The organism is Frateuria defendens (assembly GCF_001182895.1).
GTDB lineage: Bacteria > Pseudomonadota > Gammaproteobacteria > Xanthomonadales > Rhodanobacteraceae > Frateuria_B > Frateuria_B defendens.
Genome location: NZ_LFQR01000003.1, coordinates 1 through 14555 on the forward strand (window position 1 = coordinate 1; position 14555 = coordinate 14555).

Consider the following 14555-nt stretch of genomic DNA (forward strand, 5'->3'; position numbering starts at 1 on the left):
CTCCGGCAGGAGGGCGAAACTCCGGCCAAAGGCCGGCAAGGATCCAATGGGGCTTCAACAGCACTGCAAGCCCTCCCTCGCGAATACGAATACCAGCAGGAAGGGATCGCGGACAGACTCTTAGCGGCCAGCTTCGGCCACCGCGCCCTTCGGCTGCGGCCGCGCCATCACATCGGCCATCAACCTCTCCGTGCGGCCCACGTCGATCGAGCGCACCACCGTCTCGCGCTGCTCGCCCAGGCCCGGCTGGTAGCCCGGCAGCCACGACAGCGTGTCGCCGTAGCTCGGGCCGAACTGCGTCTCCACGTCCACGTACAGCTCGTCCTTCTGCTTGATCAACGAAGGATCGAGCCACACCGCGGTGGCAATCTCGTCCCACAGCGGGAAATTGGTCGGGCCGCGCTGCTTGATGAGGCGAGCCATCGGCGAATCCACCGCGCTCAGGCGATCCACCAGCGCCTGCGAGAACTCGGTGGCGGTGGAAGGGTCGGACGGGATCATCACGATCTTCTTCCACGGCGCGCGCAGCACGATGCTGGCCGCCTCCGGATCGAAGCGGAAGTTGAACTCGCGCCGCGGCGAGTTCACGTACTCGCGCGCGAACTGCGCCGCCGACACGCCCTCGCGCACCTGGTGCGGGTTGAGGCTGCCGCCCATGTAGACCAGCTCCTTGGCCAGGCTCGCGAACTCGGGGTCGAGCCGCTGCGCCAGCGCCAAATTGGTGAACGGGCCGGTGGCGATGATGGTGACCTGGCCCGGGAACTCGTGCACCTTGCGGATCAGGAAGTTCGCGGCGATCTCGGCGGCCGGCCTGGTGGTCGGATTGCCCTCCGGCAGGTCGGGCACCACGTCGGGGCCGTGGTAGGGCGGCAGGCTCTGCACGGTGGGCTCCACCCACTTCTTCATCCAGACGCCCTTCCACACCAGCTTGCCGTAGAGCGCCTCCCAGCGGTCGGTGAGCGCCTCGGAGTTGAGCAGCGGATAGGTGGCGCCCGGCACCACCGGGATGTCGGCGCGGCCGAGCAGCTCCAGTCCGCGCAGGCCGTGGGCCACGGCTTCCTTGTTCCAGACGTCGCCGCTGACCGCCGTGAGGCCGAGCACCTCGGTGTCCGGCGCCTTGACCGCCAGCCAGGTCGCCAGGCCGAAGCCATCGTCGTCGAGGATGACCTTGCGCGGCGCGCCGGCCTGCGCCTGGAGGGAGAACGCGGCGGCAAGCAGGCCAGCCGCCAGGAAGCCGAGGCGCGCGCACGGCGGCCGGCGAGTCGGTCGAGTCATCGGGTCTTTTCTCTCGGGTTGGAACTTCGCATTCCGACTGTATTTGGCGGGCCATGGCCCAACAATCCGGTGCGGCGCTGTGTCGCCCCCGGCCGGCCGCGAACGGGTGCGCAGCGCCCTGGCGCAACTTTGCATCCCCCAAAACGGACGGCTATCCTGCCGAACCGCACAGGAATTCCAGGCCATCATGAAGAAACTGCTCGCCTTCCTCGCCGCCCCCCTGCTCGCCCTGGCCGGCTGCTCCTCCTCCGGCGCCGGCGACGACGCCCAGGCCGGCCAGAAGCTGGTGGTGGCCGCCACCGCCGTGCCGCACGCGGAGATCCTCAAGCAGGTGAAGCCACTGCTGGCGAAGGAAGGCGTGGACCTGGAAGTGAAGGTGTTCGCCGACTACGTGCAGCCCAACGTGCAGGTGGTGGAGAAGGCGGTGGACGCCAACTACTTCCAGACCAAGCCGTACCTGGACGCCTTCAACCGCGAGCGCGGCACCAACCTCACCATTGTCACCGGCGTGCACATCGAGCCGTTCGGTGCCTACTCGCGCAAGTACAAGAGCATCGACCAGCTGCCCGATGGCGCCCATGTCACCATGCCCAACGACCCCAGCAACAACAGCCGCGCGCTGCTGCTGCTCGCCCGGCACGGCCTGATCACGCTGAAGGACCCGGACAACGAGATGTCCACGCAGAAGGACATCACCGCCAACCCCAAGCACCTGAAGTTCCGCGAGCTGGAAGCGGCGATGCTGCCGCGCACGCTGGACGAGGTGGATCTCGCCCTGATCAACACCAACTACGCGCTGGCCGCCGGCCTCAACCCGACCAAGGACGCGCTCTTGATCGAGGGCAAGGACTCGCCCTACGTGAACTACCTGGTCGCCCGCCCCGACAACAAGGACGACCCGCGCGTGCAGAAGCTCGCCAAGGCGCTGACCAGCCCCGAGGTGAAGGCCTTCATCGAGGAGCACTACAAGGGCGCGGTGCTGCCGGCGTTCTGAGAGGGCTGCCGGCCCGGCCTGCTCCATCCGGCATGACGGGAGCGGTCGGCGCGACACACCTTCGGCCGGGCCACCGCCGCGCTCGCCACGTTTAAGATCAAGCCCCGAACCCGTCGTCCCGGCGAAGGTCGGGGCCCAGGGGCGCCATCGCCACGCTGTGCCATGGCGCCCTGGATGCCGGCCTGCGCCGGCATGACGAGCGCCGTGCGTACGACCGTCCAGCGAGCGGCGCGGCACCCTCCCGATCGGTGGCCCGATCGAATACGCCCCGCCGTGGCTTATTCCCTTGCTTCCTTCTGGCGCTGGTTGTCCTCGCCCGTATCGTTCAAGGCGTCGCCGCTCGGCGTGCTGTCCTCGGGCCGGCTCGGCGCCCGCGTGCCCTCTTCCGACGGCTCGGACCCGGACGGCGGCGACGCCTGCCGGTCGCGCTGGCCGGCCGCGGCGAAAATGGGCGGCACCGTGGAGTGCGCGCGCTGCTTGCCGGAACGGATGCCTGACAGGTTCATCGATGGGTGCCCTCGCTGACCAGGCAGCGACCATCGCCCAGGCGGGATCAATGCGAAGTGATGCCCGCGTGGACGCCGCCCACCCAGGCGCCAGGGCACATGGTCCGCAGTCCGTGCGGCGGCGCGGATCAGCCCGCCGGGACGAGCGGCTCCGCCACCGCGGCCGGCTCCGGGATCTCGAACACCTGCCGCAGGTAGGCCACGTAGGCCTTGTCCTCGCACATGTTCTTGCCGGGCGAATCGCTGAGCTTGGCTACCGGCTGGCCGTTGCAGCGGACCATCTTGATGACGATGTTGAGCGGCGCCGGGCCGACGTCGTTGGTGAGGTTGGTGCCCACGCCGAAGGCCAGCTGGCAGCGTCCACGGAAGTGCGCGTAGAGCTGCATCACCTTGGGGATGTCCAGGCTGTCGCTGAACACCAGCACCTTGTTGCGCGGGTCCACGCGGTTGGCGCGGTAGTGCGCCAGCATGCGCTCGCCCCATACGAACGGATCGCCCGAGTCGTGGCGGGTGCCGTCGAACAGCTTGCAGAAGTACATGTCGAAGTCGCGCAGGAAGGCGTCCAGGCCGTACACGTCGGAGAGCGCGATACCCAGGTCGCCGCGGTACTCCTTCGCCCAGGCCTCCAGCGCCGCCACCTGCGAGTCGCGCAGGCGCGGGCCCAGCGCCTGGTGCGCCTGCAGGTACTCGTGCGCCAGCGTGCCCAGCGGGGTCAGCCCCAGCTCGCGCGCCAGCCAGACGTTGCTGGTGCCGGCCAGTTGCGAACCCAGCCCGTCACGCAGGGCCCGCACCACCTCCGCGTGCCAGGCGCGGGAAAAGCGCCTGCGCGAGCCGTAGTCGGCGATGCGGCAGTCGGCGTAGCCCTCGGTGTCGCCCAGCAGCGCGATCTTCTCGCGCAGGCGGCGGCGGCCCTCGGCGAGGTCCAGGCCGGGCTGGGTATTGCGGAAGTAGACCTCGTTGACGATCGCCAGCAGCGGCACTTCGAACAGGATGGTGTGCAGCCACGGCCCGCGGATGCGGATCTCGATCTCGCCGTTGCCGCCCGCGGCCGGCGCGATCTCCACATATTTCTCGTTGAGGTGGAACAGGGCGAGGAAGTCGATGAAGTCGCTCTTGATGAAGCGCCAGCCGCGCAGGTAGTCCAGCTCGTCCTCGCTGAAGCGCAGCGCGCACAGCGCCGCCAGCTCCTCGCGGATCTCGCCGATGTAGGGCACCAGGTCCACGCCCGGCGTGCGGCACTTGAACTTGTACTCGACCTGGGCGGCCGGGTAGTGGTGCAGCACCACCTGCATCATGGAGAACTTGTACAGGTCGGTGTCGAGCAACGACTGGATGATCATCGGCAATCCACGCGGATCGGCGCGCACCCTCTGCACGCCGCATCACGCCATTATGGGGCCGGGTCGGCCGGAGCAAACCGCCGGAACATGGCGCGCGGCCGGAAAAGTTAAAGCCCCGGCAGCCAGGGGAGGAGCTGCCGGGGCTTTGTCGGGTCGGGGCTCAAAGGGGGAGAGGGAACCGACCCCCGACGACCCGCCGTAGCGAACCGTCTAGGTGTCGCCGTCACGGCGATACGTTGGCTTAGTGTGGCCGTACCCGAACGAGTTCAAGGGCGCCGCCCGATTTGTTCAGCTTCCGGCAAGCTACGGGGCAAGGCACGACGGCCCCGCTCCGGAAGGCTCAGTGCGCCGGCTGCTGCCCGCCCATGGCCGGCTCCGCCGGCGCCGCGCCCAGATTGCCGCTCGCGTGCTCGTAGGTGTCGAGGTCGAGCAGCCCCTGCTCCCGCGCCACCAACACCGGCACCAGCATCTGTCCGGTCACGTTGGTCATGGTGCGCATCATGTCGAGGATGCGGTCGATCGCCACCAGGTAGCCGATGCCCTCCACCGGCAGGCCGGCCGAACTCAACACCAGAGTCACCATCACGATCGCCGTGCCCGGCACGCCGGCGGTGCCGAAGGAGCCGAGCACCGAGGCCAGCAGCACGATGAAATACTGCGAGGCGTCCAGGTGCAGCCCGAAGTACTGCGCCACGAAGATCGCGCTGATCGCCGGGTAGATCGCGCCGCAGCCGTCCATCTTGATGCTGGCGCCCAGCGGCACCGCGAAGGCGGCGTATTCGGGCTTCACGCCCAGGTTGTGGGTGACGCTGCGCAGCGCCACCGGCATCGAGGCGAAGCTGGAGGAGGAGGTGAAGGCCACCTGCATCGCCGGGAACACGCCGCGGAAGAACTTGACCGGATTGAGCCCGTGCGCCAGCAGCAGGCCGCCGTAGACCACCACGATCTGCACGATGCAGGCGAGATACAGCGCCAGCACGAACTTGCCCAGCGGCAGCAGTTGGGCGAAGCCGTAGCCGCCGACCAGTGCGGCGATCAGGCCGAAGGTGCCCAGCGGGGTCACCTCCAGCACGAAGCGGGTGACCTGGATCATCGCGTCGTTGGCCTCGCCGAACAGCACGCGCAGGCGTGCCGACTTCTCGCCGATCTTCACCAGCGCCAGCCCGAGCAGGCCGGCGAAGAAGATCACCTGCAGGATCTTGCCGTCGGTCAACGCCTTGAACGGATTGGCCGGCACCACGTCCAGCAGCACCTTGACCGCCGTGGGCACCTCGCGCGGCTTGTAGTCGCCGGCCATCTTCAGCTCGCCGACGCCCAGGCCCGGGTTGATCAGGTGCGCCGCCAGCAGGCCCACGCCCACCGCCAGCGCGGCGGTGATCGCGAACCACAGGAAGGTGCGCCCGCCCAGCGCCGCCATGCGCTGCAAGCCATGCAGGCTGGAGACGCTGTGCACCACCGCGAAGAACACCAGCGGCACCGCGATCATCTTGATCAGCGTGATGTAGAGCGTGCCCAGCGGCTGGAACCAGGCCACCGCGGCAGGCCCCAGCAGCCAGCCCGCCAGCGCGCCCAGCGCGAAACCACCCAGCACGCGCTTCCAGAAGCGGATGCCGAACCACCAGGCGAGGATGTTCATGTGTGTTCCACGGATGCCGTTGCGAATCGGCGACCATACACCAGGCCCGGCCATCCAGACGGCCAAATGGAAACGCAGCGTTCGCCAATGGAAACAGTCAGGGCGCGGCGACAGGCGCCGCCGGCGGCGCCGCGTCCAGCAGCGCCTGCAACCGCTTGCCGCGCTGCGCCTGCGGCTCGCCGGCCAGCCGGCGCACGCTGGCGTAGAACGCCGGCCACTGCCCCTCCGCCTGCCGGAACAGCACGGCGAAGGCCGGCGTCCACTGGTCGTAGAGGCCGAACGGCAGCAGGCGCGCGTTGTTGATCGGCGCCGCCACCCAGGCGTCGTAGCCGTGGGCCGCCGGCCGCTGCGCATCGCGCCATTGCCGGTAGCGCTCGCGGAAGGCGTCGATCTCGCGCCGCTTGGCCGTCTCCTGCGCGGCCTCCCCGCCGCCGCGGGCATAGGCGACCTTGAGCCGTTCTCGCAGGTCGAGCACCAGGCGGGTGAAGCCGTCCTCCAGCGCCTGCCCGCGCCCGTCCGGCGGCGGCAGCCCCTGCTCGCGCCGCCATGCGCGCAGGCCTTCCCGCTCGACGAAGCTGGCGAAGGATTCGTTGAAGGCGGTGTCGCCCTTCACGTAGATGAGCTGGTGCGCCAGCTCGTGGAAGATGGTGCCCGCCAGTTCGTCGTCGTCCCAGCGCAGCATGCTGGAGAGGATGGGGTCGGCGAACCAGCCCAGCGTGGAATACGCCGGCACGCCGCCGACCCACACATCGTCGCCCGCCGATTCCAGCTTCGCCGCCGCGCGCTTCGCCAGGCCGGCGTCGAAGTAGCCGCGATAGGCCACGCAGCCGGCGATGGGGAAGCACTGCGGCACCGCCTCCACCGCATGGCGCGGCGTGGCGAACACGTTCCACACCACGTACGGGCGATGCAGGTCCACGTAGCGCGTGTAGCTGCGGTTGTCCGGCAGCGCCAGCCCGTGCGAGGCGAAGCGGCGCGCCGCGAGCGCCAGCGACAGCCGGCGCGCGAGCTTAGGGTCGGTGGCCGGATCGTGCAGCAGCTTGTCGATCCGCTGGCGGTGCAGCAGCAGCGCGCCCTGCCCCCGCGCCACGTGCGAGTAGTAGCGCAGGCTGCCGCAGGCGGACAGTAGCAGGGCCGCCGCGGCCAGCGCGATCCAGCGGAGCTTGGGAGACGGCGAAGACGGGACGGCATCCGGCATGCCGCCATTGTGCCTCAGGCCCGGACGGCCTTCGCCGGGCCAAGCCGCTCACGCGCCTGGCCCGGGCGAGGATGCGGCCTGTCTCGCCGGTGACGGACGGGCTCAGTGGGCGGAGTTCAGTGGCGATGGTCCCAGCCGCCGCGGCCGCCGCGCCAGTTGCCGCGGCCGCCGTGCCAATCGCCATGGCCGTGCCAATCGCCATGGCCGCGCCAGTCGCCACGGCCGTGCCAGTTGTCGCGGCCGTGCCAGTTGTCGCGGTAGCCCCAGTCGCGGCCGCGATAGCGGTAGTGCGGCCGGTCATACCACACACTGCTGATACCCACGCTCACGCCGGGCGAATAGCAGCAGCCGTAGTAACCGTAGTAGCCCGGCGAATAGCTGTCGTACACCACCGTGCTGCCGGTGCCGTAGTAGGCGTCGCCAGCGTAGCCGCTGCTGCGCACGTAGCTGTAGCCGGGGTCGTAGTAGCAGCCGCCGAGAACGGCGGCCGCCGCCACCAGGATCGAGCCGGCAAGGAAGCGTTTCATGACACCTCTCCGCATATGGGAGGACGCTTCCACGCTAGTCGCCACCGCTTGAATACGCCCTGAGCACCGCCGGTCCGGCGCCGCGCCATTTCGCCGGCGTTGGGCCGGCCGCTAGAAGCGCGGCTGCGCGAGTTGGTTGAGGAAGTACGGCAGCACCGCCGGGTTCATCAGCACGGTGAACAGCACGCCGTAGGCCGCGCCCCACAGGTGCGCGCTGTGGTTGACGTTGTCGTGCCCCGCGCGGTCCATGTAGATCGAGTAGCCGATGTAGAGCACGGCGTACAGGATCGCCGGCATCGGCAGCACCAGCACGATGATGCGCGACCAAGGCGCCAGCAGGATGAAGGCGAACAGCACCGCCGACACCGCGCCGGACGCGCCAAGGCTGCGATAGGAGGCGTTGTGGCGGTTCTTCAGGTAGGTCGGCAGGATCGAGACCACCAGCCCGCCGAGGTAGAACAGCAGGAAGCCGAAGGTGCCGAAGCGCGCGGCGTAGAAGCCCTCCATCACCCGGCCGAAGAAGAACAGCGTGAGCATGTTGAACAAGAGGTGCCCCGCGTCCGCGTGCACCAGCCCGTAGGTCACCAGGCGGTGGTACTCGCGCTTGCGCTCGATCGCCGGCGGCCACAGGATCAGGTCGTCCATCAGGCGCGGGTTCTTGAACGCCAGGAACGAGACGATACAGGTGACGGCGATGATGCCCAGGGTGATCAGCATGCAGGCTTGCCTCGGATAGACGGGGGACGCAAAGGCGGCATCTTGGCGGGCCGACGCCGGCTTGTCGACCCGCGCCGGCGCCGCGCCCCTGCCCGCGAACGGTGGCGGCCGCTATCATGCGGGGCTCCCCTCGCCGTTCCCCGCCTGCCCATGGATCCGATCCGCTATTTCCACCTGGACGTCTTTGCCGCCAAACGCGGCGGAGGCAACCACCTCGGCGTGGTGGTCGACGCGCGCGACTGGACCGAGGCGCAGATGCAGCGCTTCGCGCACTGGTCCGACCTGGTCGAGACCACCTACCTGCTGCCGCCCGACGCGCCGAAGGCAAGCTATCGCGTGCGCATCTTCACCCCGCACAAGGAGATTCCCTTCGCCGGGCACCCCAGCATCGGCAGCGCCCACGCCGTGCTCGACTGCGGTCTCGCCCAACCTGTCGACGGCCTGCTGTGGCAGCAGTGCGGCGCCGGCGTGCTGCCTATCCGGGTGGAAGGCGGCGACGCCGGGCGCCAGCTGCTGCTGCAATCGCCCGACGCGCAGGTATTGCAGACCGGACTCGACGCCCATCCCCTGCTCCCCTCTGCCCTGCAAGGCATCGACGTCGGCGTGCTGCCGCCGGCGCTGGTCGACGGTGGCCGCCGCTGGTGGCTGGCCGAATGCGCGAACGAGGCCAGCCTGCGCGCCTGGCGGCCCGACCACGAGGCGATCCGTGCACTGGCCCAGGCCAGCGACAGCATGGGCCTGTGCGCCTTCGCCCGCAGCGCGCAGGCGGACTACGCGCTGGCCGTGCGCGCCTTCCCGGCCGGCGTCGGCATCGTCGAGGACCCCGCCTCGGGTGCCGCCAACGGCCTGATCGCCGCCTACATCGCGCACAGCGAGCCGCACGGGCCGCTGGCACGTGGCTACGCGGTGAGCCAGGGCCGCGAGATCGGCCACGATGCGCGGCTGGTGGCGCGCATCGTGGACGGCACGGTGTGGATCGGCGGGCGCACCAACACGGTGATCGACGGCACCCTGCACTGGGACGGACTGTGAGCCCGATGTCGGTTCGCGCGCTTCCTGCGGGCAGCGGCAATCAGGCACGAGGCCATCACGCTTACCGCAACCGACCACCTCTCCCCTCTGGGGAGAGGGCTGGGGTGATGGGGCATGCTCGCCCCACCCTCGCTTCATGCGAGCGTTTTCGCGAGCACCCGCCCCTCACCTCGATCCTCTCCCCGGAGGGGAGAGGAAGCAAAGCGAGGCGCCGCCCCACCCAAGGGACACCATGAGCGAGCCCCGGCTACCGCAGATCTGGGTCGATGCCGACGCCTGCCCGGTGGCGATCAAGGAGATCCTGTTCCGCGCCGCCGAGCGCGCCCGGGTGCCGGTGACGCTGGTGGCGAACCAGTACCTGCGCACGCCGGCCTCGCGCTACGTGCGCGCCGTGCAGGTGCCGGGCGGCTTCGACGTGGCGGACGAGGAGATCGCGCGCCGCGTGGCGGCCGGCGACCTGGTGGTGACGCAGGACATCCCGCTGGCCGCCGCGGTGATCGCCAAGGGCGCGCTGGCCATCCATCCGCGCGGCGAGCTGTACACGCCCGACACCATCGCCCAGCGCCTGTCGATGCGCAATTTCATGGACGAACTGCGCGGCGCCGGCGTCGACACCGGCGGCCCCGCCGCCTTCCACCCGCGCGACCGCCAGGCCTTCGCCAACCAGCTCGACGCCTGGCTGGTGCGGCGGCCGCGCCAGCCTTCTTCGCCGCCCTAGCCTTTGCCGCGCTCGTCCAGCCGCGCGCGGCGCGCGGCCACCTCGGCCAGCGCCGACCAGTCGACGTCCTCGTCGCCGGCGGCCAGCGCCTCCAGCAGGCTGTCGCGCAGCACGCCGGCGAAAGGCAGCGGCACGCGCTCCGTCTCGGCCGCGGCCTGGGCCAGCCCCACGTCCTTGAAACCCAGCGGCAGCGCGAAGCCGGCCGGCTTGTAGCGCTGCTCGGCGATCAGCTTGCCGTAGCCCTGGTAGGCGGGCGCGGCGAACAAGGTGCTGGTCATCACCTCGAGGAAATCCGCCGCGCTCACGCCGTAGGCGCGGGTCAACGCGGAGGCTTCGGCCATGCTCTCGATCGCCGCGGCGAGCATGAAGTTGCCGGCGAGCTTCACCACGTTGGCGCGCTCGGGCGCCTCGCCCAGCGGCCACAGCCGCGCCGCCAGCGCCTCCAGCAGCGGCGTGGCCTTGCGCACCGCGGAGGCCGCGCCGGCGACGACGATGTTGAGCCTGGCCGCCGCGGCCACGTCCGGCCGGCCGAACACCGGCGCGGCGACGTAGCCGATGCCACGTTCGGCGTGCGCGGCGGCCAGCTCGCGCGCCAGCGCCACCGAGATGGTGGCGTGGTTCACGTGCACGCTGCCCGGCTCCATCGCGTCCAGCAGGCCGCCGTCGAGGAACACCGCGCGCACCGCCGCATCGTTGGCCAGCATGCTGTGCAGCACCTCGCCCTGCGCGGCGCGGTCGGCCGTGCGCGCGACCTTGGCGCCCAGCGCGGCCAGCGGCTCGGCGGCGTCCGGCGAGCGGTTCCACACGGTGAGCGCATGCCCCGCCGCGATCAGGTTGCTCGCCATGGCGCTGCCCATGGCCCCGAGACCGATGAATCCGACTTTCATGCCTACCTCCTCGTCGATCGAATGCGGCAGTCGAGCATGGTCACCGTCGGCGTCGCGCGAAGCGCCAGCTAGGCCACCTCGCCCGCCGCATGGCCCGAGGCCCATGCCCACTGGAAGTTGTAGCCGCCCAGCCAGCCGGTGACGTCCACCACTTCGCCGATGAAGTACAGCCCCGGCACGAGCCTGGACTGCATGGTGGCGGAAGACAGCGCGTCGGTATCCACGCCGCCCAGGGTCACTTCGGCGGTGCGATAGCCTTCGGTGCCGCTGGCGACGAGCGGCCAGTCATGTAGCTGGCGACCGAGCTCGCGCAATTCAAGCTCGCGGTACTGGCGCATCGGCCGGCTGTCGAACCAGCGCTCGCACAGGCGCTGCGCGAGCCGCCGCGGCAGCAGGTCGGCAAGCACGTTCTTCAGTTCCGCCGCCGGTCGCGCCGCGCGCTGCGCGCACAGCCAGTCGCCCGCGTCCGCCTCCGGCGCGAGGTCGAGCCGCAAGTCCTCGCCCGGCTGCCAGTAGGAGGAAATCTGCAGGATCGACGGCCCGCTCACGCCGCGATGCGTGAACAGCAGGCCGGCGCGGAAACTCCGCTTGCCCACCCGCGCCTCCGCCTGCGGCAGCGCCACGCCGGCCAGGTCCTGGTAGCGCTCCTGGTGCTTGCCGCTCAGGGTCAGCGGCACCAGGCCGGCGCGCGTGGGCCGCACGGCGTGGCCGAACTGGCGCGCCAGCTCGTAGCCGAAGCCGGTGGCGCCGAGGCTGGGGATCGACAACCCGCCCGTGGCCACCACCAGCGACTGGGCATGCACCTCGCCGCGCGCGGTGTGCGCGTGGAAGCCATGCGCGGTGTGCCCCACCCGCTCCACCGCGCAGCTTGTGTGCACATCCACGCCCGCCGCCGCGCACTCGCCCAGCAGCATGCGCACGATCAGCTTGGAGGACTCGTCGCAGAACAGCTGGCCGAGCTCCTTCTCGTGGTAGGCGATGTGGTGCTTCTCCACCAGCGCGATGAAATCCCACGGCGTGTAGCGCGCCAGCGCCGACTTGGCGAAGTGCGGATTGGCCGAGAGGTAGTTGGCCGGCGTGGTGCCGAGGTTGGTGAAATTGCAGCGCCCGCCGCCGGACATCAGGATCTTCTTGCCGGCCTTGTTGGCGTGGTCGAGCACCAGCACGCGGCGGCCGCGGCGCCCGGCGGCGATCGCGCACATCAGTCCCGCGGCGCCGGCGCCGATGATGAGTACATCCGTCTTCACATGCTGCCCGTGTGCGTAACGCCATGGCCGTCGCGGCGGCGGAAGCCGGGGCCAGGGCCGCGCGGGCGCGACGCCGGATTCCGGGCCCGCGCCGGCATGACGGCGTCGAAGGAGGCGGGATTATCGCTCAATCGCATCGCTTAGACTTGGCGCGCCCCTTTCCCGCGAGCCGCCCATGCCCTCCTTCGACGTGATCTCCGAAGTCGACAAGCACGAACTCACCAACGCCGTCGACCAGGCCAACCGCGAGCTGGCCAACCGCTTCGACTTCAAGGGCACGGACGCGAAGTTCGAGCTGGACAAGTTCGTGATCACGCAGAGCGCGCCCAGCGAATTCCAGCTGCAGCAGATGCAGGACATCCTGCGCGGGCGGCTCGTGGCGCGGAGGATCGACGTCCGCGCGCTCGACGCGGCGGAGCCGGAGGTGAACCTGGCCGGCGCGCGGCAGCAGATCACCGTCAAGCAGGGCATCGAGCAGGCGGTGGCGAAGCCATTGATCGCCGTGCTGAAGGCCGCCAAGCTCAAGGTGGAGGCGCAGATCAACGGCGAGAAGCTGCGCGTTAGCGGCAAGAAGCGCGACGACCTGCAGCTGGCCATCGCCGCGCTGCGCCAGGCGGAGGTGGCGATTCCGCTGCAGTTCGACAACTTCCGCGACTGAAGGCCCCGCCGCGAGCGCGCGGCGCCGGGCTCACGCCACCTGGCTGGCGAAGATGTTCACGCTCACCGCGATGATGAACACGTTGAGGAAGAACGCGATCACGCTGTGCAGCAGCACCACGCGGCGCAGGTAGCGGCTGGTGATCTGCACGTCCGCGACCTGGAAGGTCATGCCGATGCCGATGGCGAAATAGGCGAAGTCCCAGTAGTCCGGCTGCTCCAGGCCGGGGAAGTCCAGGCCCTGGTGCTGCTGGCCGTAGTCGCCGTAGTAGCCGTGCGCGTAGTGCAGCGCGAACAGCGTGTTCATGAACAGCCAGCTGAGCGCGATGCTCAGCACCGCCACCGCGACCGCCCACCCGCCGCCGTGCCCCGCCCGCAGTTCGGTGGCCAGCGCCACCAGCATCACCGCCGACAGCGCCACGCCGCACAGCAGGATGCCCCAGCGCCCGGCGTCCTGGTCGCGCGCCTTGCCCCGCATCTGCTCCGGCGTGGCGCGACCGAACTGCGGCAGCAGCACGCCGAGAAACACCAGCACGCCAAGGTCGAAGCCGAACAGGAAGGCATGCGTGGCGCGCACGCCGACGGCGGCCAGCGCGCCGCCGAGCAGCACCATCACCACACCGCCCAGGAGCAGCGCCGGGCGCCGGCGCAAGACCAGCCACAGCAGCCAGCCGCGCGGCGGCGCGCGGCGTTTCGGAGAAGTCGTCTCGGGAGCATCGCTCATCGCATCGCCTGCCGCGAACCGGGTGGCGAGGATGGTGCCCGCTGGCACCGCGCGACGACAAGCCCGACGGGCCGCGGTCCGCGGGCCCTGCGCAAAACCCTGCGCGCAGGGCTCAGGCGCGCAGGTCCTCGTACTCCACGTGGCGCCCCATCCACGCCGCCGCGTAGGAACAGGCCGGCACCACCTTCCAGCCGTGCTCGCGGGCCGTGTCCAGCGAGGCGCGCACCAGCGCGGCGGCGATGCCGCGGCCGCCGACCTCGGTGGGCACACCGGTGTAGGCGATGGTCATGACGCCGCCGGCCAGGCTGTAGTCGAGCACGCAGAGCGCGCCCTCGACCGTGGTATGGAAGCGCTGCCGGTCGGCATCGTGCCGGATCTCGAAGGACATGCTGGCCTCGACGGGCGACGGAGCGGGAAGCATACGCCAGCGGCGCGGAAACCGGCCGTGAAGCGGGCCCTCGCCGGCTTTCGCGTCGCCTGCATGCCCGCGCCGCGATAGTAGGCGCTTTCATCGGGAGACCTGCCATGAAGAAGCAAGCATCCGCGGTCTGGACCGGCGGCCTGAAGAACGGCCAGGGCGCCATCTCCACCGAGACCGGCGCACTGCGCGACGTGCCCTACGGCTTCAAGTCGCGCTTCGAGGAAGGCCCCGGCACCAATCCGGAAGAATTGCTCGGCGCCGCGCACGCCGGCTGCTTCTCGATGGCGCTCTCGCTCGGCCTGGAGCAGGCCGGCCTTACCGCGGAGCGGATCGAGACCCGGGCGGAAGTGTCGCTGGACAAGGACGGCGACGGCTACACCATCACCGCCGTGCACCTCACCTGCCGCGCCAAAGTACCCGGGGCGGAGGCGGAGCGGTTCGCGCAGATCGCGGAGGCGACCAAGCAGGGGTGTCCGGTGTCGAAGGTGATCAGGGCGGCGATCAGCCTGGATGCGGCGCTGGAGGAGTGAGCGGATGGCGCCGGAAATAGCGCGGCGGCCATCCCCGGATCGCACGCGGCACCGAGCCTCACCGCCGCATAGGGATCCCAAGAGCAGGAAGCGAAAAGCTCACACCTTCGGCGTTCGCGCAGCGAACGCTTCAAGAGTGCGCACAC

At 70.2% G+C, this 14555-nt stretch carries 16 protein-coding genes; 5 read left to right on the forward strand and 11 right to left on the reverse strand.

The window, feature by feature from the left end; genetic code table 11:
- Positions 1-120: 120 nt before the first annotated feature.
- Positions 121-1275, reverse strand: coding sequence for a nucleoside hydrolase (locus ACH65_RS00305; RefSeq protein WP_082190052.1), 1155 nt, complete (start codon positions 1273-1275; stop codon positions 121-123).
- Between the two features lie 187 nt (positions 1276-1462).
- On the opposite strand from ACH65_RS00305, the gene ACH65_RS00310 reads away from it, so the two are divergent.
- Complete coding sequence (locus ACH65_RS00310) at positions 1463-2269, forward strand: MetQ/NlpA family ABC transporter substrate-binding protein (protein WP_082190053.1); 807 nt, start codon at positions 1463-1465, stop codon at positions 2267-2269.
- 278 nt (positions 2270-2547) lie between these two features.
- Here ACH65_RS00310 and ACH65_RS00315 read toward each other — a convergent pair whose 3' ends face one another.
- The 6 genes from ACH65_RS00315 to ACH65_RS00340 form a co-directional block, all read right to left on the reverse strand.
- Positions 2548-2775, reverse strand: a complete 228-nt coding sequence (locus ACH65_RS00315) for a hypothetical protein (RefSeq protein WP_049620572.1) — start codon at positions 2773-2775, stop codon at positions 2548-2550.
- Positions 2776-2903: 128 nt separating this feature from the next.
- On the reverse strand, positions 2904-4115 hold the full coding sequence (pncB, locus tag ACH65_RS00320; protein ID WP_049620573.1) for a nicotinate phosphoribosyltransferase: 1212 nt from the start codon (positions 4113-4115) through the stop codon (positions 2904-2906).
- A gap of 340 nt (positions 4116-4455) precedes the next feature.
- Complete coding sequence (locus tag ACH65_RS00325) at positions 4456-5751, reverse strand: dicarboxylate/amino acid:cation symporter (RefSeq protein WP_049620574.1); 1296 nt, start codon at positions 5749-5751, stop codon at positions 4456-4458.
- Between the two features lie 97 nt (positions 5752-5848).
- On the reverse strand, positions 5849-6949 hold the full coding sequence (locus ACH65_RS00330; protein WP_082190054.1) for an aminopeptidase: 1101 nt from the start codon (positions 6947-6949) through the stop codon (positions 5849-5851).
- A gap of 116 nt (positions 6950-7065) precedes the next feature.
- Complete coding sequence (locus ACH65_RS00335; RefSeq protein ID WP_049620575.1) at positions 7066-7476, reverse strand: hypothetical protein; 411 nt, start codon at positions 7474-7476, stop codon at positions 7066-7068.
- 111 nt (positions 7477-7587) lie between these two features.
- Positions 7588-8193, reverse strand: a complete 606-nt coding sequence (locus ACH65_RS00340; protein ID WP_049620576.1) for a rhomboid family intramembrane serine protease — start codon at positions 8191-8193, stop codon at positions 7588-7590.
- A 150-nt stretch (positions 8194-8343) separates the two neighbouring features.
- Between ACH65_RS00340 and ACH65_RS00345 the strand changes: the two genes are divergently transcribed.
- Positions 8344-9225: a PhzF family phenazine biosynthesis protein gene (locus ACH65_RS00345; RefSeq protein WP_049620577.1), complete on the forward strand. Its 882-nt coding sequence runs from the start codon at positions 8344-8346 to the stop codon at positions 9223-9225.
- 232 nt (positions 9226-9457) lie between these two features.
- Positions 9458-9943: a YaiI/YqxD family protein gene (locus ACH65_RS00350; protein WP_049620578.1), complete on the forward strand. Its 486-nt coding sequence runs from the start codon at positions 9458-9460 to the stop codon at positions 9941-9943.
- Here the strand turns inward: ACH65_RS00350 and ACH65_RS00355 are convergent.
- Positions 9940-10935 (reverse strand): NAD(P)-dependent oxidoreductase, encoded by a 996-nt coding sequence (locus ACH65_RS00355; RefSeq protein WP_082190055.1) that lies wholly within the window; start codon positions 10933-10935, stop codon positions 9940-9942. The two genes, ACH65_RS00350 and ACH65_RS00355, sit on opposite strands and share 4 nt — an antisense overlap.
- On the reverse strand, positions 10899-12077 hold the full coding sequence (locus tag ACH65_RS00360) for a BaiN/RdsA family NAD(P)/FAD-dependent oxidoreductase (RefSeq protein WP_049620580.1): 1179 nt from the start codon (positions 12075-12077) through the stop codon (positions 10899-10901). Before ACH65_RS00360 ends, ACH65_RS00355 begins: the two co-directional genes overlap by 37 nt.
- 175 nt (positions 12078-12252) lie before the next feature.
- Between ACH65_RS00360 and ACH65_RS00365 the strand changes: the two genes are divergently transcribed.
- Positions 12253-12735, forward strand: a complete 483-nt coding sequence (locus ACH65_RS00365) for a YajQ family cyclic di-GMP-binding protein (RefSeq protein WP_049620581.1) — start codon at positions 12253-12255, stop codon at positions 12733-12735.
- Between the two features lie 30 nt (positions 12736-12765).
- Here ACH65_RS00365 and ACH65_RS00370 read toward each other — a convergent pair whose 3' ends face one another.
- Both ACH65_RS00370 and ACH65_RS00375 read right to left on the reverse strand, forming a co-directional pair.
- On the reverse strand, positions 12766-13458 hold the full coding sequence (locus ACH65_RS00370) for a DUF1345 domain-containing protein (RefSeq protein ID WP_049620582.1): 693 nt from the start codon (positions 13456-13458) through the stop codon (positions 12766-12768).
- Positions 13459-13570: 112 nt separating this feature from the next.
- Positions 13571-13846 (reverse strand): GNAT family N-acetyltransferase, encoded by a 276-nt coding sequence (locus tag ACH65_RS00375; protein ID WP_049620583.1) that lies wholly within the window; start codon positions 13844-13846, stop codon positions 13571-13573.
- Positions 13847-13983: 137 nt separating this feature from the next.
- On the opposite strand from ACH65_RS00375, the gene ACH65_RS00380 reads away from it, so the two are divergent.
- Positions 13984-14409, forward strand: coding sequence for an OsmC family protein (locus tag ACH65_RS00380; protein WP_049620584.1), 426 nt, complete (start codon positions 13984-13986; stop codon positions 14407-14409).
- Positions 14410-14555 lie beyond the last annotated feature (146 nt).